Below are 21,646 nucleotides of genomic sequence, written 5' to 3'. Positions count from 1 at the left end.
GCTTGCCCCGCGTCATCCGACCGGCAGGCCTGACAGGAAGGACCATTTCCATGACTGAGACGGTAGCACGCCGCGTCGAAAGCTTCTTGCTCGGCAGCTGGCAAACCGGAACGGGCGCCGGCAAGCCGCTCGCCCATGCTGCAACCGGCAAGACCATTGCCTTCATCGGCGCCGAAGGGCTCGATTTCGAGGATGCGCTTGCCTATGGCCGCGACAAGGGCGGCAGGGCGCTGCGGGCGATGACGATCCACGAGCGCGCGCTGATGCTGAAGGCGGTCGGCATGGCGCTGATGGAGCGCAAGGAGGAATTCTATGCCGAGAATGCCTGGACGGGCGCCACGCGGCGCGACGGCTGGGTCGACATAGAAGGCGGGATCGGCACGCTGCTCACCTTTGCCTCAAGGGCGCGGCGCGAACTGCCGAACACAAAGGTACTCTCCGAAGGCGAGGTCGAGCCGCTGTCGAAGGATGGCAGCTTCGTCGCGCGCCATATCCTGACGCCGATGAAGGGCGTGGCGATCCACATCAACGCCTTCAACTTTCCCGTCTGGGGCATGCTGGAGAAGATCGCCCCTGCGCTGATTGCGGGCATGCCCTGCCTGGTGAAGCCCGCCTCGCAGACCGCCTATCTCACCGAACGCGTCACCCGCGCGATGATCGAGACCGGGCTGTTGCCGGATGGCGCGCTGCAGCTCGTCTGCGGCAGCGCCGGCGATCTGCTCGACCACGTCACCGGTCAGGATATCGTGACATTCACGGGCTCGGCCGAAACCGGCCGCAAGCTGAAGACCCACAAGGCTGTCGTCAACAATGCCGTGCGCTTCAACATGGAAGCCGACAGCCTGAATGCGGCGATCCTCGGCCCGGATGCCGGTCCGGGCACGCCGGAATTCGACCTCTTCATCCGCGAGGCCGCCAATGAGATGACCTCCAAGGCCGGGCAGAAATGCACCGCCATCCGCCGTATCTTCGTGCCGAAGGCGCATGAGCAGGCCGTTGTCGAGGCTCTGTCGGCGCGGCTTTCAAAGGCCGCGATCGGCCTGCCGGAAGATCAGAACACCCGCATGGGCGCGCTGGTCTCGCTCGGGGAGCGCGATGGCGTGCGCGAGAAGATCGCGGCCCTTGCCGCCGAGGGCGAGATCGTCCATGGCGATCCCGACCATGTGTCGCTGGTATCCGGCGATGCGGAAAAGGGCGCGTTCATGAGCCCGGTGCTGCTGCGCTGCGCTAACCCGTTCGATGCCGAAGCGGTCCATGCCGTCGAAGCCTTCGGACCGGTTGCAACCGTGATGGCCTATGACACGCCGGAAGAGGCCGTGGCGCTTGCCGAGCGCGGCAAGGGGTCGCTGGTGTCGTCGCTCTTTACCAATGACGGCGCGGTGGCGGCCGAGATCGTCACCGGTCTTGCCGCCTATCATGGCCGCGTGATGATCGGCAATCGCGGCTCCGCCAAGTCTTCCACCGGCCACGGATCGCCGCTGGCGCCGCTCATCCATGGCGGCCCCGGCCGCGCCGGCGGCGGCGAGGAAATGGGGGGCATGCGCGGCGTCAAGCATTTCATGCAGCGCACCGCCGTGCAGGGCACGCCGGACATGCTGTCGGCCATCACCGGCGAATGGGTGGATGGCGCTGCCGCACGGCACGACCGGCACCCCTTCCGCAAGTCGCTGGAAGAGCTCAGGATCGGGGATCAGGTCGAGACCGCTTCCCGCACCATCACCCGCGAGGATGTCGAGCATTTCGCCGAATTTACCGGCGACACCTTCTACGCCCATATGGACAGCGATGCGGCCAAGGCCAATCCGTTCTTCGAAGATAGGGTCGCCCACGGCTATCTGATCGCGTCCTTTGCCGCCGGCCTTTTCGTCGATCCGGATCCGGGTCCGGTCCTTGCCAATTACGGCGTCGACAATCTGCGCTTCCTCACGCCGGTCTATTTCGGCGACAGCCTGAGGGTGCGGCTGACCTGCAAGGCGATCAACCCGCGCGAAAATGCCGGCCATGGCGAGGTGCGCTGGGATTGCCGCGTGACCAACCAGAAGGACGAGGTCGTCGCGCAATACGACGTGCTGACCATGGTGGCCAAGACCTGGCCGCCGGCTGAGGATGCGACTTCGGGCTGATGTCTCGATATGTGCCGCGCCGCAGGCGCACGGGACTTTGGAGAGCAGCGCGCGCACTGTGACGGTGCGCTCCTCAAGAGCGCAAGGCGGCCGGCGGATAGGGGCGGTTATCCGGCCGCCTTCAGGCGGCTGACAAAGCCACGGCCGCTGAGATTGTCACCTACGCCAACCCCGCCCGATGCGTCATGCTCGGACTTGATCCGAGCATCCAGGCGATTCAAGCCACTGTTTTATGTCAATCTTCGCCCGACGCCTAACCGTATTGGATAGGTCCTTTGTCCGGGGACGATGACCGTCGGGCCTGCTAGCTTCGTCAGCAAACTGGATGCGGTCATCGGACCGCCTTGACGCCTTCGAGCAGCAGGGTCGTTGCCATCACGCCGTAATCCTCGCGTGTGATGGCGCCGCCTTCGCGAAACCACATATAGACCCAGTTCAGCATGCCAAACAGCGACATGGTGACCGGCATCAGGAGCGGGCGCTCGGGACGGTCGAGCTCGGGATGGATGTCGCGGATGATCGCCGAGAAACGCCCGATGATGCTGCGCTCCAGCGCCCGGATCTGGCGTTTCTGATCCTCGGACAGTGCGGGGGCTGCGTTGAGCTGCACCTTGTGCTGGTCGTCGGCGCCGCGATATTCGTTGAGCACCGTCATTACCAGTTTCTGAAGCCGAGGCTTGTGGTCGAGCGTCGGATCGTCGGCTTCCGCAAGCGCTGCATCGAGCGCTTCCAGATGGGAAGCGATGATCGCAAAGATCAGCGCCTCCTTGGACGGGTAGTAATGGTAGAGCAGCGCCTTGGAGACGCCCGCCTCGCGCGCGATCTGCGACATCGAGGCCTTTTCCATCCCCTGTGTGGCGAAGACATGGGCGGCGTTCAGCAGCAGGCCATGCCGCTTTTCCTCGAAATCATTGGCCCGTGTTCTCGCCATACTGCTTCAACGCGCCCGAAGGCCCTGCTCCAACTGCCGGTTTCTGTCTATCGGGGCGGTCAGCATCGCGACCGCGCCCTTTCTCCGAGCGTTCCGCGTTTCCGCGAGACGCTCCGTTCTCATGCCTTGCGCATCGCCGCGGGCGAGCGGTGTATCCGCCCTTTTGCGACATGCTCTAGCACCGGTCAGCCGATTGACCAACCGACCGGTGATTTTATTTTGGCCGGTTGTCGACCACGCGTTTGGCCTTGCCTTCCGAGCGGGCAACGCTTTCGGGATCACGCACCTCGATCCGCGTCGAGACGCCGACCACCGACTTGATGTGATGGGCAAGCTCGCGCGACGAGGCGGCCCGCGCCTCTTCGGACGCATGGTCAGGCGCGCATTCGACATGGACGGTCATCACGTCCATCCGGTCCTTGCGGCTGAGCTCGATCTGGAAATGCGGGCTGAGGCCGGCGCATTTCAGGATCATCTCCTCGATCTGGGTCGGAAACACGTTGACGCCGCGCAGGATGATCATGTCGTCGGAACGGCCGGTGATCTTCTCGATCCGGCGCATCGAGCGCGCCGTGCCGGGCAGGATGCGGGTGAGGTCGCGGGTGCGGTAGCGCACCATCGGCAGACCTTCCTTGGTCAGCGTGGTGAACACCAGTTCGCCCATCTCGCCATCGGGCAGGACTTCGCCGGTCACGGGATCGATGATTTCCGGATAGAAATGATCTTCCCAGACATGGAGCCCGTCCTTGGTTTCCACGCATTCATTGGCGACACCCGGCCCCATGATTTCCGACAGGCCGTAAATGTCGACGGCATGCATGTCGAAGGCTTCCTCGATCTCGCCGCGCATCGCATTGGTCCAGGGTTCCGCGCCGAAGATGCCAACCTTCAGCGAACTCTTGCGCGGGTCGATGCCCTGGCGGCGGAACTCGTCGAGGATCGAGAGCATGTAGGACGGCGTCACCATGATGATCTGCGGCTGGAAGTCGGAAATCAGCGTGACCTGGCGCTCGGTCATGCCGCCCGAAATCGGCACCACGGTGCAGCCGAGACGTTCTGCCCCATAGTGGGCGCCGAGGCCGCCGGTAAAGAGCCCGTAGCCATAGGCAACATGACAGATATCGCCGGCGCGGCCGCCCGAAGCCCGGATCGAGCGGGCCATGACATCGGCCCAGACATCGATATCGTTCTTGGTATAGCCGACGACGGTCGGCCGGCCGGTCGTTCCGGACGATGCGTGAATGCGGACCAGCTTTTCGCGCGGAACCGCGAACATGCCGAAAGGATAGGTATCGCGCAGGTCGGTCTTGAGCGTGAACGGGAATTTCGCAAGATCGGACAGCGTGCGGAAATCGCCGGGATGGACGCCCGCCTCATCGAAGCGCTTGCGATAGAAGGGCGAGTTTTCATAGGCATGGGCGAGCGACCAGGCCATGCGCTTCTGCTGCAGGCCGGAGATCTCGTCGCGGCTTGCAACCTCGATGGGGTCGAGGATCTCGCGGGACGGTTTCAGACTGTGAAGGGCGTTCATGATTTTCCTCCTCGAAAACGGCGCGCTTCGTCTAGGACGACAGCAGTGTGCCTTTGACGGTGCGTGCGTGGCCGCGGAACGCGGCAATCACGGTTCCGTCCTCCCTGGCCACGGTAATGTCGTAGATGCCGGACCGGCCGGTGCGCGAAATCTCGCGGGCCTCGGCCGTCAGCCTGTCGCCAAGCCTGCCGGGCGCGATGAAGGTGATGGCGCAGTGCTGGGCGACGGTCAGCTGGTTGTAGGTGTTGCAGGCAAAGGCGAAGGCGCTGTCGGCGAGCGTGAACAGGTAGCCGCCATGGGCATTGCCATGGCCGTTTGTCATCGCATCCGTCAGCGTCATCGAAAGCCGCGCCTCGCCGGGCGCGATATGCTCGATCGTCATGCCGAGCCGCTGCGAGGCATTGTCGCCCTCCCACATGGCGGTGGCGCAGGCCTCTGCCAGTTCCTGGGCGCTCATGTCTTCGATCTGCCGGGCCATGGCTATCGACCCGAAAAGACGGGCGCGCGCTTTTCGAGAAACGCGGTCACGCCCTCGGCATAGTCGTCGCTGCGGCCGGCCTCGCGCTGCAGGTCGCGCTCCATGTCGAGCTGGGTCGAAAAATCATTGTCGGAGGCAGCCTGGATCAGCCGTTTGGTGAGGCCGAGGCCCTTGGTGGGGCCGCTGGCAAACCGGGCGGCGAGACTGCTTGCCTCTGCCATCAGGTCCGCGTCATCGACCGCTTTCCAGATCAGACCCCATTCGGCCGCCTGTTCGGCCATCAGCGGTTCGGCGGTCATGGCAAGGGCCTTGGCGCGCGGCTCGCCGAGCGCGCGGGCAAGCGACCAGCTGCCGCCGGCATCGGGAACGAGCCCGATCTTGGAGAATGCCTGGATGAACTTCGCCGAGCGGGCCGCCAGAACGATGTCGCAGGCAAGCGCAAGGTTGGCGCCGGCGCCGGCCGCCACGCCGTTGACGGCGCAGATCACCGGCTTTTCGAGCGCGCGGATCAGCCGCAGCGTCGGATTGTACCAGGTGTCGAGCGTTTCGCCGAGATCGGGCTTTTCGGTTGCCTTGCGGGGGTCGCGATCGCCGAGGTCCTGACCGGCGCAGAACGCGCGGCCAGCGCCCGTCAGCAGCACCGCGCGGATGGCGTCATCCTCATGGGCGCGCTCGACGCCGCGGCGCAGCGCCTCGTGCATGTCGACATTGAAGGAATTCAGTTTTTCGGGCCGGTTGAGGGTCAGCGTCAAAACGCCATCCGCCACCTCGGCGCGCACGCTTTCGGTATCAGTCATTCTTGCCTCCCGCAGCACCCTCCTCGAGTGCGGCTGATAATTGTTGTTGCATAAACCGTCCGGTCGGTCAATAATACTAACCGGAATTTGGGAGGAGTGCCGAAGGACCTGTGCAACCGCTGCGCATTCAGCGCTGGCGGTGGGCGTTATCGCCCTTTGCACACGCTTGTCCGCATCACCCCTCAAGGAATTCGCCGCGTCTGGCTACCGCCATGCCGAAGGCCTGCGGGCCGGCGTGGAGGGAGGCCTTTCAGGCAGCGTGTTTGGATAAATCAGGGAGGAGAATCCAAATGAAATTCATGTCGACAACGGCTCTGGCGATTGTTGCCACGCTTGGCGTGGCAACGGGTGCCAGCGCGGAAATCCGCCTCGGCGCCAGCCTTTCTGCGACCGGCCCGGCCGCTTTTCTCGGCGACCCGGAAGCCAAGACCATCGAGATGCTGGTCGAAGAGGTTAACGCCAAGGGCGGCATCAATGGCGAGGAAATCGTCCTCACCCTTTATGACGATGGCGGCGACCCCAACAAGGCGCGCACCTTCGCCACCCGCCTGACCGAGGATGACGAAGTGGTGGCCATCATCGGCGGCACCACCACCGGCACGTCGATGTCGATCCTCGCCGTGGCCGAAGAGGAAGGCATTCCCTTCATCTCGCTTGCCGGCGCGATCCAGATCGTCGATCCGGTCAAGGAATATGTGTTCAAGACCCCGCACACCGACCGCATGGCCTGCGAGAAGATCTTCGACAACATGAAGAAGAACGGCATCACCAAGGTCGGCATGATTTCCGGCACGGACGGCTTCGGCGCTTCGATGCAGGCCCAGTGCAAGGATGTTGCGGGCGATTACGGCATCGAGATTCTGGCTGACGAGATTTACGGTCCGGGCGACGCCGACATGACGCCGCAGCTGACCAAGATCAAGAACACCGAGGGCGTTCAGGCGATCCTCAACCCCGGCTTCGGCCAGGGCCCGGCGATCGTCACCCGCAATGCCAGCCAGCTCGGCATCGACCTGCCCTTCTACCAGAGCCATGGCGTCGCCTCCGACAGCTTCATCGAGCTTGTCGGAGCGGATGCTGCCCAGGGCGTGCGCCTGCCGGGCACCGCGCTCCTGATCGCCGACATCCTGCCGGAAGACGATGTGCAGCGCGACGTGGTCATGACCTACAAGTCCGCCTATGAGGACAAATACGGCCAGAACGTCTCGACCTTCGGCGGCTATGCCAATGACGCCTTCCTGCTGATGATGAGCGCCATGGAACAGGCCGGCGGCGAAGATCCGGATGCGATCCGCGACGCGCTGGAGGCAACCGATGGCCTCGTCGGTACCACCGGCGTCTATACCATGGGCCCCGACAACCATCTCGGCCTCGACCTTTCCGCCTTCCGCATGCTCGAAATCGACAATGGCGGCTGGAAATCGATCGACTGATGACGAACGGCACCCCGCGTCCCTGGCGCGGGGTGCTGATCGCGCGGGCGCCTGAGGCTCCGCACCCTTTTGCTGGTTGTCACCGTTCGGGACCCTTCCATGGACGCATTGATGCAATTCATCCTGTCGGGCATTACCGTCGGCGCGGTCTACGCGCTGGTCGCGCTCGGCTTCACGATCATCTACAACGCCTCCGATGTGGTGAATTTCGCGCAAGGGGAATTCGTCATGCTGGGCGGCATGATCACCGCCTTCACCTATGCCGCGGGCCTTCCCCTGCCGCTTGCGGGGCTGCTCGCGATCGTGATCACGGCCGCCGCCGGCGTTGCGCTCAACAAGCTTGCAATCGAGCCGGCGCGCGGGGCGCCCGTGGTCTCGCTGGTGATCATCACCATCGGCGCCTCGATCTTCATCCGCGGCGTTTCGCAGCTCGTCTTCGACAAGCAGCTCCACCGCTTTCCCGCCTTTTCCGGCGACGATCCGATCCATGTGCTTGGCGCAACCATCCTGCCGCAGAGCCTCTGGGTGATCGGTGGCGCGGTCATGGTGTTTCTCGGGCTCTGGGCGTTCTTCACCAAGACGCTGACCGGCAAGGCCGTGCTGGCTGTTGCCAACAACCGGCTCGCCTCCCAGCTCGTCGGCATCAACACCAACTGGGTGATGACGCTGTCGTTCTCGCTTTCTGCCGCGATCGCGGCCCTTGCTGGCGTCCTGATCACGCCGATCACGCTCGTCAGCTATGATGTTGGCGTGGCGCTCGCGCTGAAGGGCTTTGCGGCCGCCATGCTCGGCGGCATGGGCAATCCCAAGGGCGCCCTTGTCGGCGGTATCGCGCTCGGCCTGATGGAAGCGCTGACGGCGGGCTATATCTCCTCGCAATACAAGGAGGCCGTGGCCTTCGTCGTCATCCTCGCCGTTCTGTTCGTCATGCCCCAGGGCCTGTTCGGCGCCAAGTCGACCGAGAGGGTGTGAGGCGATGACAACACGTTCCAAGTGGATCCAGATCGCGATCGTCATCGCCCTTGTCGCGGTGCTGCCGGTATTCTTTCCCTCCGGCTATTACTACCGCGTCGGCGCGCTGATCTTCGTCAACGCCCTGTCGGTGATCGGGCTCGTGATCCTGATCGGTTATGCCGGGCAGATCTCGCTCGGCCATGCGGGGTTTGCCGGCATCGGCGCCTATAGCTGTGCGCTTGCGCCGGAATATCTGGGCCTGCACCCGGCCCTTGCCGCCATTCTCGGCGCGGTCATTTCCGGCGGCGTGGCGGCGCTGATCGGCCGGCCGATCCTGAAGCTCAAGGGCTATTATCTGGCGGTGGCAACGCTCGGTTTCGGCATTCTGGTGACGCTTGCGCTTACCAATGAGCGCCAGTTCACCGGCGGGCCGGATGGCATGGCCGTCCCGGATATCGGCCTCAGGGGACTTCTGCGCGACCTGGGCTGGAAGATCTCCGGCGGCGAGTTCTGGTACGGGTTCTGCGGCATCGTGCTCGTCATCGGCGTCTGGATTGCCCTCAATCTGGCATCGAGCCCGACGGGCCGGGCCATGCGCGCGCTCCATGGTTCGGAAGTGGCGGCCCGCACGGTCGGCATCGATGTCGCCCGGGTCAAGCTGCAGGCCTTCGTCATCTCTGCCGTCTACGCCTCGGTCGCGGGCTCGCTGCTCGCGCTCCAGAACGGTTTCATCACGCCGGATGTCGCGGGCTTCATGCATTCGATCGAGATGGTGTCGATGGCCGTGCTTGGCGGCGTCGGCTCGATCCTCGGCGCGATGCTGGGAGCCGCGATCCTGACGCTTCTGCCGCAGGTGCTGACGGTCTTTGCCGAATACGAACAGCTCGTGCTCGGCGCGATCATGATTTCAGTGATGATCTTCCTGCCGCGCGGCCTGCTGCCGTCGATCGCCGCAAGGCTGAAAGGGAGGGACGAATGAGCCTGCTCGAAGTCCATGGCCTCGGCATTGCCTTCGGCGGCCTCAAGGCCGTCAACGATGTCAGCTTTTCCGCCAGCGCCGGCGAGATCGTTTCGGTGATCGGTCCGAACGGCGCCGGCAAGACGACGCTCTTCAACATGATCTCCGGCGTCTATCTGCCGGGATCGGGCAAGGTGATGCTCGACGGGCGCGACATCACGGCCGCAAATCCCGACCGTCTGGCGCGGCTCGGCCTGACCCGCACCTTCCAGAACCTGCAGATCTTTCAGGAAATGTCAGTGCTCGAGAATGTCATCGCCGGATTTCACCTTCAGGAAAAGGGACCGCTTCTCGCAGACCTGCTGGCCCTGCCGGGCTCAAAGCGGCGCTCTGCGGCAGCCCGCGCCGGTGCGCTTTCGCTGCTCGAACGGGTGGGTCTTGCCAAAGCCGCCGAGCGCCAGGCAGGAAATCTTTCCTATGGCGCGCTGAAACGGCTGGAAATTGCCCGCGCGCTCGCCGTCTCGCCCCGGGTTCTGCTGCTCGACGAACCGGCGGCAGGCTGCAATGCGGTCGAAACCGAGGAAATCGACCGGCTGATTGCCGAGCTTGCCAAATCGGGCATCGCAATCCTTCTGGTCGAGCATGACATGAAGATGGTGATGCGGATTTCCAACCATATCGTGGTGCTCGATCACGGCGAGAAGATCGCCGAGGGCAGTCCGGAGGACGTTGCCCGCAACAAGGCGGTGATTGCCGCCTATCTGGGCGCGGAACAGGAGGAGGCCGCCGATGCTGACGGTTAAGGGGCTGCGCTCTGCCTATGGCCGGATCGAGGTGCTGCACGGCATCGACCTTGAAGTCCGCTCCGGCGAGATCGTGACGGTGGTCGGCGCCAATGGCGCAGGCAAGACGACGCTGCTCAAATGCCTGTCCGGCCTGCAGCCGGTCACCGACGGCGAGATCATCTTTCGCGGTTCGGTGATGACGGCGGTCCCGGCCTACAGGCGGCTGAAACTTGGCCTTGCCCAATCGCCCGAGGGCCGGCAGATCTTCACCAATCTGTCGGTCGAGGAAAACCTCCGGCTCGGCGCCTTCCTGTTTTCCGACGACCGCGTCGACCGCGATATGGAAGACGCCTACGAGATGTTTCCGATCCTGCGCGAGAAGCGCAATCTGGTCGCAGGCGGCCTTTCCGGCGGCCAGCAGCAGATGCTCGCGATTGCCCGCGCACTGATGGGCCGCCCCTCCTGCCTGCTGCTGGACGAACCCTCCATGGGCCTTGCACCGCTTCTGGTCGCCCAGATCTTCGAGGTCGTGAAGGCGCTGAAGGCGCGGGACGTCACGGTGCTTCTGGTGGAACAGAACGCCTTCGGCGCGCTGAAGATCGCCGATCGCGGCTATGTGATGGAGACAGGCCGCATCGCCATGGAAGGACCAGCGGCAAACCTGATTGCCGATCCGCAGGTCCGGGAAGCCTATCTGGGAATATGACATGAACGAGATCGAAATTACCCGTCGCGGCGAAATCGCCGTCGTCATGGTCGACAATCCGCCCGTCAACGCGCTGTCGCAGGCCATGCGGGCCGCACTTCTTTCAGCCGCCGATGCGCTCGATCGCGACGATGCGGTCAAGGCCGTGGTGCTTGCCTGCGCCGGCCGGACCTTTATTGCCGGGGCGGATGTGCGCGAATTCGACCTTCCCCCGCTCGAGCCGCATCTGCCGGACGTGATCGCCCGGATCGAGAATGCCGAAAAGCCCTGGATCGCGGCCATTCACGGAACCGCGCTTGGCGGCGGCTTCGAGGTGGCGATGGGATGCCGGTTCAGGATTGCGCTGGAAAGTGCTGCGGTTGGATTGCCGGAGGTGACGCTCGGCATCATTCCGGGCGCTGGCGGCACCTGCCGCACGCCAAGACTGGCGGGCGTCGAAACCGCGGTGAAGCTTGCTGTCGGCGGCAGGCCGCTGGGCGCGCGAAAGGCGCTTGAAGCAGGACTGATCGATGCGATCGTCGAGGGCGATCTCGTTGCCGAAGCGGTGGCATTTGCCGAAAAGGCGCTGCAACAGCCCTTGCCGGCAAAGACCAGCGCGCGACCGATTGCCGCGATCGACGAAGCCTTCTGGTCGGAGGCAGAAAAGGATAAGGCGAAACCCGGCTACCGCGCGCCGCTTGCAGCGCTTTCTTCGATCCGCTTTGCGACCGAAAATCCGTTCGATGCGGCAATGCTGAACGAGCGCGGACTGTTTCTGGAGCTGAGGGCGTCCGATGAGGCGGCGGCACTGCGCCATGTGTTCTTTGCCGAACGCAGTGCGGCCCGACCGGCGGCGCTCAAGACTGTCGAGCCCCGGCCGTTGAAATCGATCGGCATTGTCGGCGGCGGCACGATGGGCACCGGCATCGGGGCTGCGGCGCTAATGGCGGGCTATCCGCTCACGCTGATCGAGCGGGACGAGGCGGCGGTCGCGCGCGGCCTGTCCGCGATCGAGGCGGTGCTTGCGGGTGCTGTCCGGCGCGGAAAGCTCACCGCGGCGAAGCAGGCCTTTCTGCTGGAAGGCCTTGCCGGCACCACCGACTATCAGGCGCTTTCAGCTTGCGATCTGGTGATCGAGGCGGTGTTCGAGGAGATCGCCGTCAAGCGCGCCGTCTTCGCCGAACTCGACCGTGTCTGCCGGGCGGATGCGGTGCTGGCGACCAACACCTCCTATCTCGATCCGCGCCGGATTGCCGAAGGGCTCTCCCATCCCGAACGCTTCATCGGGCTGCATTTCTTCTCGCCCGCCCATGTGATGAAGCTTCTCGAGATCATTCCCGTGCCGGAAACGGCAGACGATGTGCTCGCAACCGGGTTCCAGCTCGCCCGCGCGCTCGGCAAGATACCGGTGACCTCCGGCATCTGCGAGGGCTTCATCGGCAACCGGATCCTGAAGCGCTACCGGGCGGAGGCCGAGCAACTGGTAAGGCGCGGCGTTGCGATCGCCGAGATCGACGGTGCGATGCGCGACTATGGCTTCAAGATGGGCCCGTTCGAAACCCAGGATCTCAGCGGCCTCGATATTGCCTACCTGCAGCGCGAAGGCGCGCGTAGCGAGGGTCAGGACGTGCCGGAAACGCTCGGCGACATTCTGGTGCGCGCGGGCCGAAAGGGTCAGAAGACCGGCGGCGGCTGGTATGATTACCGTGAGGGCGAGCGCAAGCCTGTCGTCTCATCGGAGGTTGCCGCGTTGCTGCAGCCCCGGATCGAGGCCAGCGACGCCCTTGACCGCACGGCCATTGCCGATCACCTGATCGCCGCCATGGCGGATGAAGGCCGGGCGATCCTTGCCGAAGGCATCGCCGCAAAGCCGGAGGACATCGACCTCGTCAAGATCCACGGCTATGGCTTTCCTCGCCACAGGGGCGGCCCGATGTTTGCCAGCTGATGGCAGAGGCCGGCGCGGCTGATTGAGCGCGCCGGCCTGTCATTTTTCAGATTGCGATCCGGAAGGTTTCGATCGTCTCCGCCATGTGCTCTTCCATCCGTTTTCCGCCGTCCGGATATTGCTGGCGCAGCGTGTCGAAGACATCGATCAGCGCGGTGGCAACGATCACGCCATCGGCGACGCTTGCCACGCCAGCGGCCATTTCCGGCGTCTTGACCCCGAAGCCCACCATTACCGGCAGCTTGCTCTGCCGCCTGCAGCGCTCGACGGCCTCGGCAATCGCGGCTTGCGGGGCGGACGGGCCGCCCGTCGGGCCGACCACCGGGATGCAATAGAGAAAACCGCCAAGGCCCGGACGCGTCACCGCGAAATCGGCGGCATCGAGCGTCGGGGCGGCAAGCGGGATCATGTAGAGCCCGTGCCGGTGCAGCGCCTCAATGAGGGCGTCCGCCTCGCGCAGCGGCAGGTCGGCGGCAATGATGCCGTCGATCCCGGCTTCTGCCGCCTTCTCGGCAAAGCGATCGACCCCGAGCGCGATGATCGGATTGGCATAGCCCATCAGCACCAGCGGCGTTTCGTCGTCGTCCTTGCGGAAGGTGCTGCAGAGCTCGAACGTGCCGGAGAGATTGCCGCCCGCCGCCATAGCCCGCCGGTTGGCCTTCTGGATGGTTGCGCCGTCGAGGATCGGATCTGAAAAGGGATAGCCGATCTCGATCAGGTCGATGCCGGACGACACGAAGGCCTTCAGCCGTGCGAGGCTTTCATCATGGGTCGGATCGCCACCCACGGTGAAGGTCGCAAACGCCTTGCGGCCCTGTTTCTTCAGCCGGTCGAACAATGCATCGATGCGGTTGGTCCTGTCTGCCATGTCAGTCATCCTGCCAGAGAATATCGATATCCTTGTCGCCCGATGACGGCGCCATCACCACCACCGTTTCGTCCGGCTCCATGGTGCGGGCAACCTTGGCGGCGGCTGCAAGCGCATGGCCCGCCTCCAGGCAGAGCAGCACGCCCTCGCTTTCGGCAAGCCGCCGCACCGCCTTCTGCGCTTCCGCATCCGTAATCCGCATGGTTTCAATGCGGCCGCGTGACACGAGATCGGCGAGCTGCGGCGCGGATCCCGGATAGGCAAGCCCTGGCGCGATCGAGGCGGCGGGCAGGATCTGCCCCTCCGCATCGGAAAGGACCAGTGTTTCGGCGCCGTGGAAAATGCCGCGCTGCCCGTAGGTGAGGCGCGCCGAGCCGACAGAGCCTTCGCCACCGGCGCCTGCGGCCTCCACCGCGATCAACCGGATCGCGGGATCGCTGACGAAGGCTGAAAACAGGCCGATGGTCGACGATCCGCCGCCGACAGCGGAAAACAGCGCCGCCGGAAAGATGCCGCCCTCGATCAACTGAAGCCGGGCTTCCTTGCCGATGACCGACTGGAAGGCCGCCACCATTTCCGGAAAGGGGTGCGGGCCGATCGGCGCGCCGGCGAGATAGGCATCGGTGTCGGAATGGCCCATCCAGTGGCGGATCGCGGCGCTGGTGGCTGCACTCAGCGCCCGGTCGGCATCGTCAACGATTTCGAGGCGCGCGCCGAAGAGCCGCATCTTCTTGACCGCTGCAGGCTGGGCCGCGGCATCGCGGGCGCCCATGTAGATCGTGCAGCGCATCGAAAACCGTGCGGCGGCGGCAGCGGCGGCAATGCCGTTCTGCCCGGAGCCGGTGTCGGTGACGACGGCGGAAAGTCCCATGCGGCGGGCGAGCAGGCACTGGCCGACGGCGGAATTGGCATAATTGCCGCCGTTGAAGGTCAGGTCGTCGCGCTTCAGCACGATCCGCGCGCCGCTGCTGCGCTCGAGATAGGCCGGCACGTCGAAAAGCGGGGTCGGACGGCCGACGAAGCGGTTCAGCAGGACATTCAGCTCCGCATGAAAGGCCGGATCTGCCCAGGCCTTGCGGTAGGCCGCCTCCAGCCGATCGAGCACCGGCAGGAGGACGGGGGCGACGAACTGGCCGCCAAACGAGCCGTAGCGGCCTGCGCGGGACGGTGCTTCCGTGATGCCGGACATGCTCATGCCCTTCCCACGCGGCGCACCAGAACGGCGGCGAGAATGATGGTGCCGGTGATGATATCCTGAAGGAAGGTCGAAACGCCGAGGATCGTCAGCCCGTTGCCGATCACCGCGATGATCGCCGCCCCCACCAGCGTGCCGGGCACGTTGGCCTCGCCTTCGCGAAAGGCTGTCATGCCGAGAAACACCGCCGCATAGGCCGACAGCAGATAGCCGCCGCCGCCGGTCGGCCCCGCCGAGCCGATGCGGGCCGTCAGCAGAATGCCGACCAGCGCCGAGAAGACCGCAGAAACGATGAAGGCGAACATGGTGTTGGAAACGATCCGGACGCCTGCAAGCCGGGCGGCCTCGCGGTTGCCGCCGATCGCGTAAAGCCTGCGGCCGACCTCGAACTTGTCAAGGATCAGCCAGGCGACGATGGCAATGCCGATCAGCCACCAGGTCAGCGTCGGCAGGCCCAAAGTGCGGCCTCGGCCGATATCGCGGAAGCCTGCGGGAATGTCGCCGAACAGCGTCGCGCCCTCGCTGAGCCAGAAGGTAATGCCGCCGATGATGGTGCCGACGGCGAGCGTCGCGATGAAGGACAGCACCTCGAACCGCGCCACCACGAAGCCGGAGACGGCGCCGAAGACCGAAGCCGCAGCCAGCACGATCAGGCAGGCGAGCGGCGCAGGCACGCCGAGCTTGAACAGCACGACCACCAGAATGCCGCCGAAGGACACGATCGAGGCGGTGGAAAGGTCGAATTCGCCGACGGCCATCACCACGGTCGCGCCGATGGCGACGATCGCAAGCAGCGTCATCTGCTGGGTGATGTTGATCAGGTTGTTGGCCGAGCCGAACGCCTCGGGCGAGGCAATCGAGAAGGCGATGATGATGATGACAAGTGCGGCAAGCGTGCCGTAACGTCTGACGAGACCGGTCATGCTGCGGGGTCTTTCCGTGACTGATGTTGAAATGCGGCATCGATGATGGCGGGCGGCGTGAGCGCTTCGCCCGAAAGCGTGGCGGTCACCTCGCCGCCGGCGAGCACCAGGACGCGCGACGAAAGCTGGAGAAGTTCATCCATGTCGGATGTGGTCATCAGAACCGCAGCGCCTTCATCGGCGAAACGGCGGGCGACCGCATGGATCTCGGCCTTGGCGCCGACATCGACGCCGCGCGTCGGCTCATCGAGGATGAGAAGGCGGATCGGCCGGCCGAACCAGCGGCCGAACAGAAGCTTCTGCTGGTTGCCGCCCGAAAGCGTGAGCGGCCTGGCGAAGGGCGAGCCCATCTTGACCGAAAGCGCCGCCTTCACCTCTTCGGCGCGGCGCTTGAGCGCGGCGACGCTGGTCCAGGGGATACGGGCGGCGGGGCGGACGGAGGCGAGATGGGCGATGGCAAGATTTTCCGCGATCGACCGGCTGGTGATCAGGCCCTCGTGGCGGCGGTCTTCGGGAACATAGGCGCCGCCTGCGGCAATCCGGTCTCCGATCCGGCCGGGCTTGAGCCTTTTTCCGTCAAGGGTGATCTCGCCCCGGTCATGGGAGGTCGCGCCCCAGACGATCTTCATCAGCGAGGACCGGCCGGCGCCGACAAGGCCGTAAAGCCCCAGAATTTCACCGGCCTTGATATCGAAGTTTACCTGCGAGCCATGGGTGCCGAAGGGCAGTTCGCGGACCTGCAATACGACCGGGCTCCCGGCCTCCGAAGGCCGCTGCGCAAGCCGCACCTCGTCGCGGCCGGACATCAGCCGCACCAGACCCGCCCTGTCGATCTCGGAAATCGCGCCGGAGCCTGCGGTCGCGCCGTTTCTCAGAACGGTGAACCGGTCGCAGATCTCCATGACCTCGTCGAGCCGGTGGGAAATGAAGATCACGGCAACGCCGCGCTCCGAGAGACGCTTGACGGCCTTGTAGAGCCTGCGCGCCTCGCCATCCGAAAGCGAGGCCGTCGGCTCGTCCATCACGACCAGCCGCGCCGGGGCGCCGATCAGCGCGCGGATGATCTCGACCAACTGTTTCTGGCCGGTCGTCAGCCGCGCCGCGGGAACATCCAGCGGCAGGTCCGGCGCGATGTCGCGCGCGGTCTCGGCGATTTCTTCGGCCATGGCGCGGCGGTCGATGAACGGACCTCGCTTCGGATAATGCCTGCCGACAAACGCATTCTCGACGGCATTGAAGTGCGGCACCAGGCTCAGTTCCTGATGGATGAAGCGGAAGCCGAGCGCTTCGGCATGGCGCACGCTTTCGATCGTCACGGCCTGGCCATCGATCCGGATTTCGCCGGCGTCGGGGGTCAGCAGCCCGGACAGCGTCTTGATCAGCGTCGATTTTCCGGCGCCGTTTTCGCCGAGAAGGCCGTGTACGGAGCCAGCCTCTACGTCGAGGGACGCGCCGTCGAGCGCGCGCGCACCGCTGAAGCGCTTCTCGAGCGCCTTGATGCTCAGCAACATGGATGTCGTCCTGCAGAAGGTGAAAGACGGAGCCGGCCGGCCCCCGGAACGGGAAGCGGCCGGCCGGAGCGATGCCTCAGGGGCAGGTCACGCCGAGCGATTCCGGCGTGATCAGCACGGCCGGTACATAGATCTCGTCGCTGTCGGCAGCGCCGCCATCGAGGATCTTCTCAAGCTGTTCCGCACCGGCGGTCGCCATGCCGGGGAAGTCCTGGCGGAACGTGCCCTTGTAATGGGTGCAGGACTTGATCATGTCGATCGCCTGGGCGTTGCCGTCAATGCCCATGATGATCAGTTTGGAATCCGGCAGTTCGGATTCGGTGGCGAGTTCCGCGCCGATGCCCGGATCGTCGAAGGCCGCCCAGACGCCGTCGATCTGATCGCCATACTGGCGCAGGATGTTTTCCATGGCGATGCGGCCATCATCGACGGGACCGGGGACCTTGACGAAGTGATCGGCGATCACCTTGATGTCGGGATAATCCTTCAGCGTGGCGTCGAGGCCGAGTTCGCGCTGGTGCACGCCCGGATGGGCGGAGTGGTAGAACTTGACGATATTGCCCTTGCCGCCCATCGCCTCAAACAGCGCTTTTGAAAGCTGGGTGCCGAGCTCGAAATTGTTCGAGGTAATGTTGACGTCGACATTCTCGTTCTTGGAACCATCGAGCGAGATCACCGGAATGCCGGCTTCAGCGGCCATGGCGACCTGGTCGCCGACCTGGGCCGGATCGGTGGAGATCAGCACGATCGCATCGGTCTTGGCGTTGACCGTGTCTTCCATGCGCGAGGCAAGCTGGCCGAAATCATTGCGGGTGTCGATGATGGTGACATCCCAGCCGCGCTTTTCGCCTTCCGCCTTGAAGCTCTGCGCCATCTCGTTGGTCGGGATCGAGCTGATATAGGGCGTCAGGATGGTGACGTCGGTCGCAAGTGCCGCGGTCGAGCCGGCAAGCGCCAGCGCGAAACCTGCCAGTGTGGTCTTGATCATGTTCATTCTACTGTTCCTCTTCCTTGTTTGATTGTCATGCGTGACCCGTTAGCGGAGCGGGTCGCCCGTCTCTATGATTCCGATCGGCTTCAGTGCTTCGATCGCCTTCAGATAGGCGTCGAACATGCGATCATAGCGCTTCGCGCGCTTCGGATCCGGTTCGAACACCGTCTGCACCGACGTCATCGCCGGAACGGCCTCGGCGATGGTGGAGAAGGCACCAACGCCGACGGCCGCCATGATGCCTGCGCCAAGGCAGCCGACATCATTGTAGGAGAAGCGGTGCAGGGCAACGCCAAGGCAATCCGCACGGATCTGGCTCCAGAGATCGGAGCGCGCGCCGCCGCCGCCATAAAGCAGCCAGTCGGGCTTGAAACCTGCGGCATCGGTGAGCGCATGAAACAATTGCCGTGCGGAAAGGGCAACGCCCTCCAGAACGGCGAGCGCAAATTCCGGCCCGGCCGTACGGCTGTCGAGCCCGATGAAGGAGCCCCTGATATCGGCATCCCAGAGCGGCGCGCGCTCGCCTTCGAGATGCGGCAGGAAAAGCACCGGCCGGCCGTCGCGGTCCGCCTTGGCGGCAAGGGCTGCGACATCGCCCGGTTCGACACCGACGGTTCGGCTCCACCATCTGAGCGAATCCGCGCCGCTCTGGGTCGGGCCGGCATTGACGACCAGATCGTCGACGGTCGCGAAGGTGACGACGCCCGGCGCGCCGATGCGCCTTTGGCCTGCAAGGGCCAGGATCTCGCTGGTGCCGGAGACATACATGCCCTGTCCGGGGCGAAACACGCCGCAGCCGAAAAGATTGCCCCAGGCATCCATCGTGCCGACCACGACCGGAACGCGACGGGCATGGCTGCCAAGCTGCATCTCGCCTGCGATATCGGTAAAGAAGCCGAGCGGCGGCAGGCGTTCGGCGGCACCCTCCACGCGGGCGATCAGCGGATCGATGTAGCTGAGATCGAGACCCACATGACCGAAGGCGGCGATCGGATCGGCAACCGCCCTCCCCGTCAGCTTCAGCAGGCAATAATCCTTGGGCGAAAGGACGTAGCGGGTCCTGTCGTAAAGCGCCGGATGGTGCTTGCGGAACCACATCATCTTGGCAAGCACATGGCTTGCGCCGATCGGCATTTCAGCGCCCCACCAGGCTTTCTTGTCTTCCGGCGAAATCGAGCGGTCAAGCGCCTCGGCCTCGCGGGCGGCGCGCACATCCTGCCAAACGATGGCGGGCGCCAGCGGCTCGCCGGCGGCATCCACGAACACATCGGTATTGACCTGGCTGCACAGCCCGACGGCTGCAACGCGGTCGGGATCGCGGCCCTGAAGGAGCCCGTCAATCGCATCGTTGACGCCATCGATCCAGTGCTGCGGGTTCTGTTCGACGATGCCGGGGCCCGGACGTTCCGTCGGATAGTTGCGGCTCCAGTGATCGATCACATCGCCGCCGAGCGTGAACAGCCCGGCCTTGACGGCGGTGGACCCGATATCGAAGCCGATCACATAGGCATCATCACGCATCGAGACCGCTCCTCAGATCGGAAAGAAGGGTCGAAAGCGCGGCGCGGCCCTCAAGGGCTTTTTGCAGAACCTTGGACCCGACGATCACACCATCGGCGCCGAGCGCCATCGCCGCGCGGGCCTGCGCCCCGCTGGAAATGCCGAAGCCAAGCAGGATCGGCGCTGTCGCTCCCGCTTCGCGCAGCCTCGCGATCCGGCCCTGATTGGCGGGGTCAAGCGTGGCGCGCGGGCCGGTCGGGCCGTCATGTGCCTGCAGCATGATGTAGAAGCCCGCCGCCCGCGCCCGGGCAAGGGCATCGTCTCCCAGCGGCAGCGCCAGGAACGGCGATATCGGGACACCGTGGGCTTCGGCCTGCTGTTCGAGGCGCTTCGCCATTGCATCACCGGGTTCTGCGACGACCAGCAGGCTGTCGAGCCCGCGCCAGAGATCCGGCGCGGCAAGGCCCGGATGGGCGGCATCGGCATAGGTCATGAGAAGCGCGCGCGGCGGGTTGCGGTAGCCGGCGAGGCGGTTCAGAACGGCATCGAGATCGGCCCGCCAATGGGCGCGGTCGGCACGCGCCATCGAGGCCCGGACATCGGCGCCATCGAGATAGGGATCGGGCGAAGCCATGCCGATTTCGATGATGTCGACGCCTTCACCGGCATAGACATCCAGAAGCTCCACCGGAACCCGCTCATCGCCGAGCGGGAAATAGCAACTCAGTAGTGGTGTTGTCGGCAACGCAGATCGTTCGATCGCATCCGCCTTCACGCCAGTATCCATTTCAAATCTGCCTCAGTCTGCATGGGCCGCAAGGCCTGCCGGGCCTGCGGGAGAGGCAAACATGCTGCAATGTCATGGGATTGTCATCCCGGGAGAGCGCTTCGAGGCCGGTCGATGACGGATTTATGCAGGATGTGGATAGGCAGCGCGCCTCAGTGCCGGCTGTTGCGGTCTTCCGACGGCAGAACACCGAAGATCTCGCGGTAGCTCGCGGAAAAACGGCCGAGATGCCTGATGCCGACGCGGCGCGCGGCCTCCCCGGCTGTAACGCCTTCATCGACGATCAGCCGGCGCGCTTCGTCCATCCGCACCCGCGTCAGCATTTCAAACGGCGTCCTCTGATAGTGGCGCTGAAAGCCCTCGTAGAGCGCGCGCTCGGAAACGCCCGTTTCGGATGCGATCTCCGTCATCGACAGCCGTTCGGCAAAGCGGGCATGGAATGCGTCCATCACCCGCTTGACATGCCGGGGCGAGGCGGCCAGCCGGTCTGGCACCACGGTCCCGCCATTCATGAAGGGAATATTGGCAAGAATCAGATCGATGATCCGGTCGGTGACGCCTTCCCGCAGCGGTTCGTCGCCTTCGGCGACATTCGAGGCCAGAAGCTGAAACGCCTCGACGAACTGCTTGCCGTGAGCGGTCTTGAGGTCGATCACCGGATCGAAGATCGGCGTCTGCCGGCTTGCGCCATGGGTCAGCCGTGCGATGCGCTGTTCGAGCCGCACCCGGTCTATCTGCAGCATCCACTGGCGGGTTTCGGCATGCCAGCGCGAGCGGAACCGCGGCCCCGGCGACAGCAGCAGCGCCTGCCCCGGCGTCGATATGATTTCCGATGTGCCGAAATCGAGGCGGACGCCGCCTGAAAGCGGCATTTCGAGCATGTAGAATTGCTCGAAGCCCGGCGCGCTGACTTCCACCTCCGCACCATATTCGAGACGGTTGAAGGCGCCGTTTGCCGTTTTCAGCGCATTGTGGAGAAAGCTGACCTTGCGGCCGGTATAGACTTCGAGACGGTGTTCGCAAAACGAGCGGGACATGTAGTGCTCGGCATCGAGCGGATCGCTCGACCTGTAGCTGACATGATGTTCAGGACCCGCCATGTTTGTCTCCCGCAAGGGCCCATCCCTGCCCTCTCCCAAGGATATGCTAAGAATTTCTGCCATCAAGCCCGGTTTCGGGCAATCGTGGCAAACGCCTTTAAAAAGCGCGGCCGCCGGACCTGAAGGGCGGTCCGAATGGCCGAGGGGC

At 64.6% G+C, this 21,646-nt stretch carries 19 protein-coding genes; 7 read left to right on the top strand and 12 right to left on the bottom strand.

Going from position 1 to position 21,646, the window contains the following annotated elements; all coding sequences use genetic code 11:
• Window positions 1-50: 50 nt before the first annotated feature.
• Window positions 51-2,123: a phenylacetic acid degradation bifunctional protein PaaZ gene (gene paaZ, locus HPQ62_RS12795; protein WP_174802948.1), complete on the top strand. Its 2,073-nt coding sequence runs from the start codon at window positions 51-53 to the stop codon at window positions 2,121-2,123.
• A gap of 331 nt (window positions 2,124-2,454) precedes the next feature.
• Here paaZ and HPQ62_RS12790 read toward each other — a convergent pair whose 3' ends face one another.
• From HPQ62_RS12790 to paaG, 4 genes are all read right to left on the bottom strand, one after another.
• Window positions 2,455-3,054: a TetR/AcrR family transcriptional regulator gene (locus HPQ62_RS12790; RefSeq protein WP_174802947.1), complete on the bottom strand. Its 600-nt coding sequence runs from the start codon at window positions 3,052-3,054 to the stop codon at window positions 2,455-2,457.
• Window positions 3,055-3,268: 214 nt separating this feature from the next.
• Window positions 3,269-4,585, bottom strand: a complete 1,317-nt coding sequence (gene paaK / locus HPQ62_RS12785) for a phenylacetate--CoA ligase PaaK (protein WP_174802946.1) — start codon at window positions 4,583-4,585, stop codon at window positions 3,269-3,271.
• A gap of 31 nt (window positions 4,586-4,616) precedes the next feature.
• A complete protein-coding gene (gene paaI, locus HPQ62_RS12780; RefSeq protein ID WP_206678070.1) occupies window positions 4,617-5,063 on the bottom strand; it encodes a hydroxyphenylacetyl-CoA thioesterase PaaI in 447 nt (148 codons plus the stop codon).
• A gap of 2 nt (window positions 5,064-5,065) precedes the next feature.
• A complete protein-coding gene (gene paaG / locus HPQ62_RS12775) occupies window positions 5,066-5,860 on the bottom strand; it encodes a 2-(1,2-epoxy-1,2-dihydrophenyl)acetyl-CoA isomerase PaaG (protein WP_174802945.1) in 795 nt (264 codons plus the stop codon).
• 290 nt (window positions 5,861-6,150) lie between these two features.
• Here paaG and HPQ62_RS12770 point away from each other — a divergent pair, with 290 nt between their 5' ends.
• The 6 genes from HPQ62_RS12770 to HPQ62_RS12745 all read left to right on the top strand — a co-directional run bounded on the left by HPQ62_RS12770 (window position 6,151) and on the right by HPQ62_RS12745 (window position 12,623).
• Window positions 6,151-7,293 carry an ABC transporter substrate-binding protein gene (locus HPQ62_RS12770; RefSeq protein ID WP_174802944.1) on the top strand — a complete coding sequence of 381 codons (1,143 nt, stop codon included), beginning with the start codon at window positions 6,151-6,153 and terminating at the stop codon, window positions 7,291-7,293.
• Window positions 7,294-7,392: 99 nt separating this feature from the next.
• Entirely contained in the window at window positions 7,393-8,265 is an 873-nt protein-coding gene (locus tag HPQ62_RS12765; protein ID WP_174802943.1) for a branched-chain amino acid ABC transporter permease, read from the top strand.
• Between the two features lie 4 nt (window positions 8,266-8,269).
• Window positions 8,270-9,226 carry a branched-chain amino acid ABC transporter permease gene (locus HPQ62_RS12760; protein WP_174802942.1) on the top strand — a complete coding sequence of 319 codons (957 nt, stop codon included), beginning with the start codon at window positions 8,270-8,272 and terminating at the stop codon, window positions 9,224-9,226.
• Window positions 9,223-10,008: an ABC transporter ATP-binding protein gene (locus HPQ62_RS12755; RefSeq protein WP_174802941.1), complete on the top strand. Its 786-nt coding sequence runs from the start codon at window positions 9,223-9,225 to the stop codon at window positions 10,006-10,008. The genes HPQ62_RS12760 and HPQ62_RS12755 overlap by 4 nt, the downstream gene beginning before the upstream one ends.
• Window positions 9,995-10,696: an ABC transporter ATP-binding protein gene (locus tag HPQ62_RS12750; protein ID WP_174802940.1), complete on the top strand. Its 702-nt coding sequence runs from the start codon at window positions 9,995-9,997 to the stop codon at window positions 10,694-10,696. Before HPQ62_RS12755 ends, HPQ62_RS12750 begins: the two co-directional genes overlap by 14 nt.
• 1 nt (window position 10,697) lies before the next feature.
• Window positions 10,698-12,623 carry a 3-hydroxyacyl-CoA dehydrogenase NAD-binding domain-containing protein gene (locus tag HPQ62_RS12745; protein ID WP_174802939.1) on the top strand — a complete coding sequence of 642 codons (1,926 nt, stop codon included), beginning with the start codon at window positions 10,698-10,700 and terminating at the stop codon, window positions 12,621-12,623.
• A gap of 46 nt (window positions 12,624-12,669) precedes the next feature.
• Here HPQ62_RS12745 and trpA read toward each other — a convergent pair whose 3' ends face one another.
• From trpA to HPQ62_RS12705, 8 genes are all read right to left on the bottom strand, one after another.
• Window positions 12,670-13,491 (bottom strand): tryptophan synthase subunit alpha, encoded by an 822-nt coding sequence (gene trpA / locus HPQ62_RS12740; RefSeq protein ID WP_174802938.1) that lies wholly within the window; start codon window positions 13,489-13,491, stop codon window positions 12,670-12,672.
• A gap of 1 nt (window position 13,492) precedes the next feature.
• A complete protein-coding gene (trpB, locus tag HPQ62_RS12735) occupies window positions 13,493-14,680 on the bottom strand; it encodes a tryptophan synthase subunit beta (RefSeq protein ID WP_206678069.1) in 1,188 nt (395 codons plus the stop codon).
• A gap of 2 nt (window positions 14,681-14,682) precedes the next feature.
• On the bottom strand, window positions 14,683-15,609 hold the full coding sequence (locus tag HPQ62_RS12730; RefSeq protein WP_174802936.1) for an ABC transporter permease: 927 nt from the start codon (window positions 15,607-15,609) through the stop codon (window positions 14,683-14,685).
• Window positions 15,606-17,120: a sugar ABC transporter ATP-binding protein gene (locus HPQ62_RS12725; protein WP_174802935.1), complete on the bottom strand. Its 1,515-nt coding sequence runs from the start codon at window positions 17,118-17,120 to the stop codon at window positions 15,606-15,608. The genes HPQ62_RS12730 and HPQ62_RS12725 overlap by 4 nt, the downstream gene beginning before the upstream one ends.
• 76 nt (window positions 17,121-17,196) lie before the next feature.
• The gene (locus HPQ62_RS12720; RefSeq protein ID WP_174802934.1) at window positions 17,197-18,114 is read right to left on the bottom strand and encodes a sugar ABC transporter substrate-binding protein; all 918 of its coding nucleotides are present in this window, start codon (window positions 18,112-18,114) and stop codon (window positions 17,197-17,199) included.
• Between the two features lie 42 nt (window positions 18,115-18,156).
• The gene (locus HPQ62_RS12715) at window positions 18,157-19,632 is read right to left on the bottom strand and encodes a xylulokinase (RefSeq protein ID WP_174802933.1); all 1,476 of its coding nucleotides are present in this window, start codon (window positions 19,630-19,632) and stop codon (window positions 18,157-18,159) included.
• On the bottom strand, window positions 19,625-20,398 hold the full coding sequence (locus HPQ62_RS12710) for a tryptophan synthase subunit alpha (protein WP_174802932.1): 774 nt from the start codon (window positions 20,396-20,398) through the stop codon (window positions 19,625-19,627). The genes HPQ62_RS12715 and HPQ62_RS12710 overlap by 8 nt, the downstream gene beginning before the upstream one ends.
• 152 nt (window positions 20,399-20,550) lie before the next feature.
• Window positions 20,551-21,498 (bottom strand): AraC family transcriptional regulator, encoded by a 948-nt coding sequence (locus HPQ62_RS12705; protein ID WP_174802931.1) that lies wholly within the window; start codon window positions 21,496-21,498, stop codon window positions 20,551-20,553.
• Between the last annotated feature and the right edge of the window lie 148 nt (window positions 21,499-21,646).

The organism is Martelella limonii (genome assembly GCF_013344475.1).
GTDB lineage: Bacteria > Pseudomonadota > Alphaproteobacteria > Rhizobiales > Rhizobiaceae > Martelella > Martelella limonii.
Note: the sequence above shows the minus strand (reverse complement) of the source record. Positions and strands in the feature narration are given on the sequence as shown.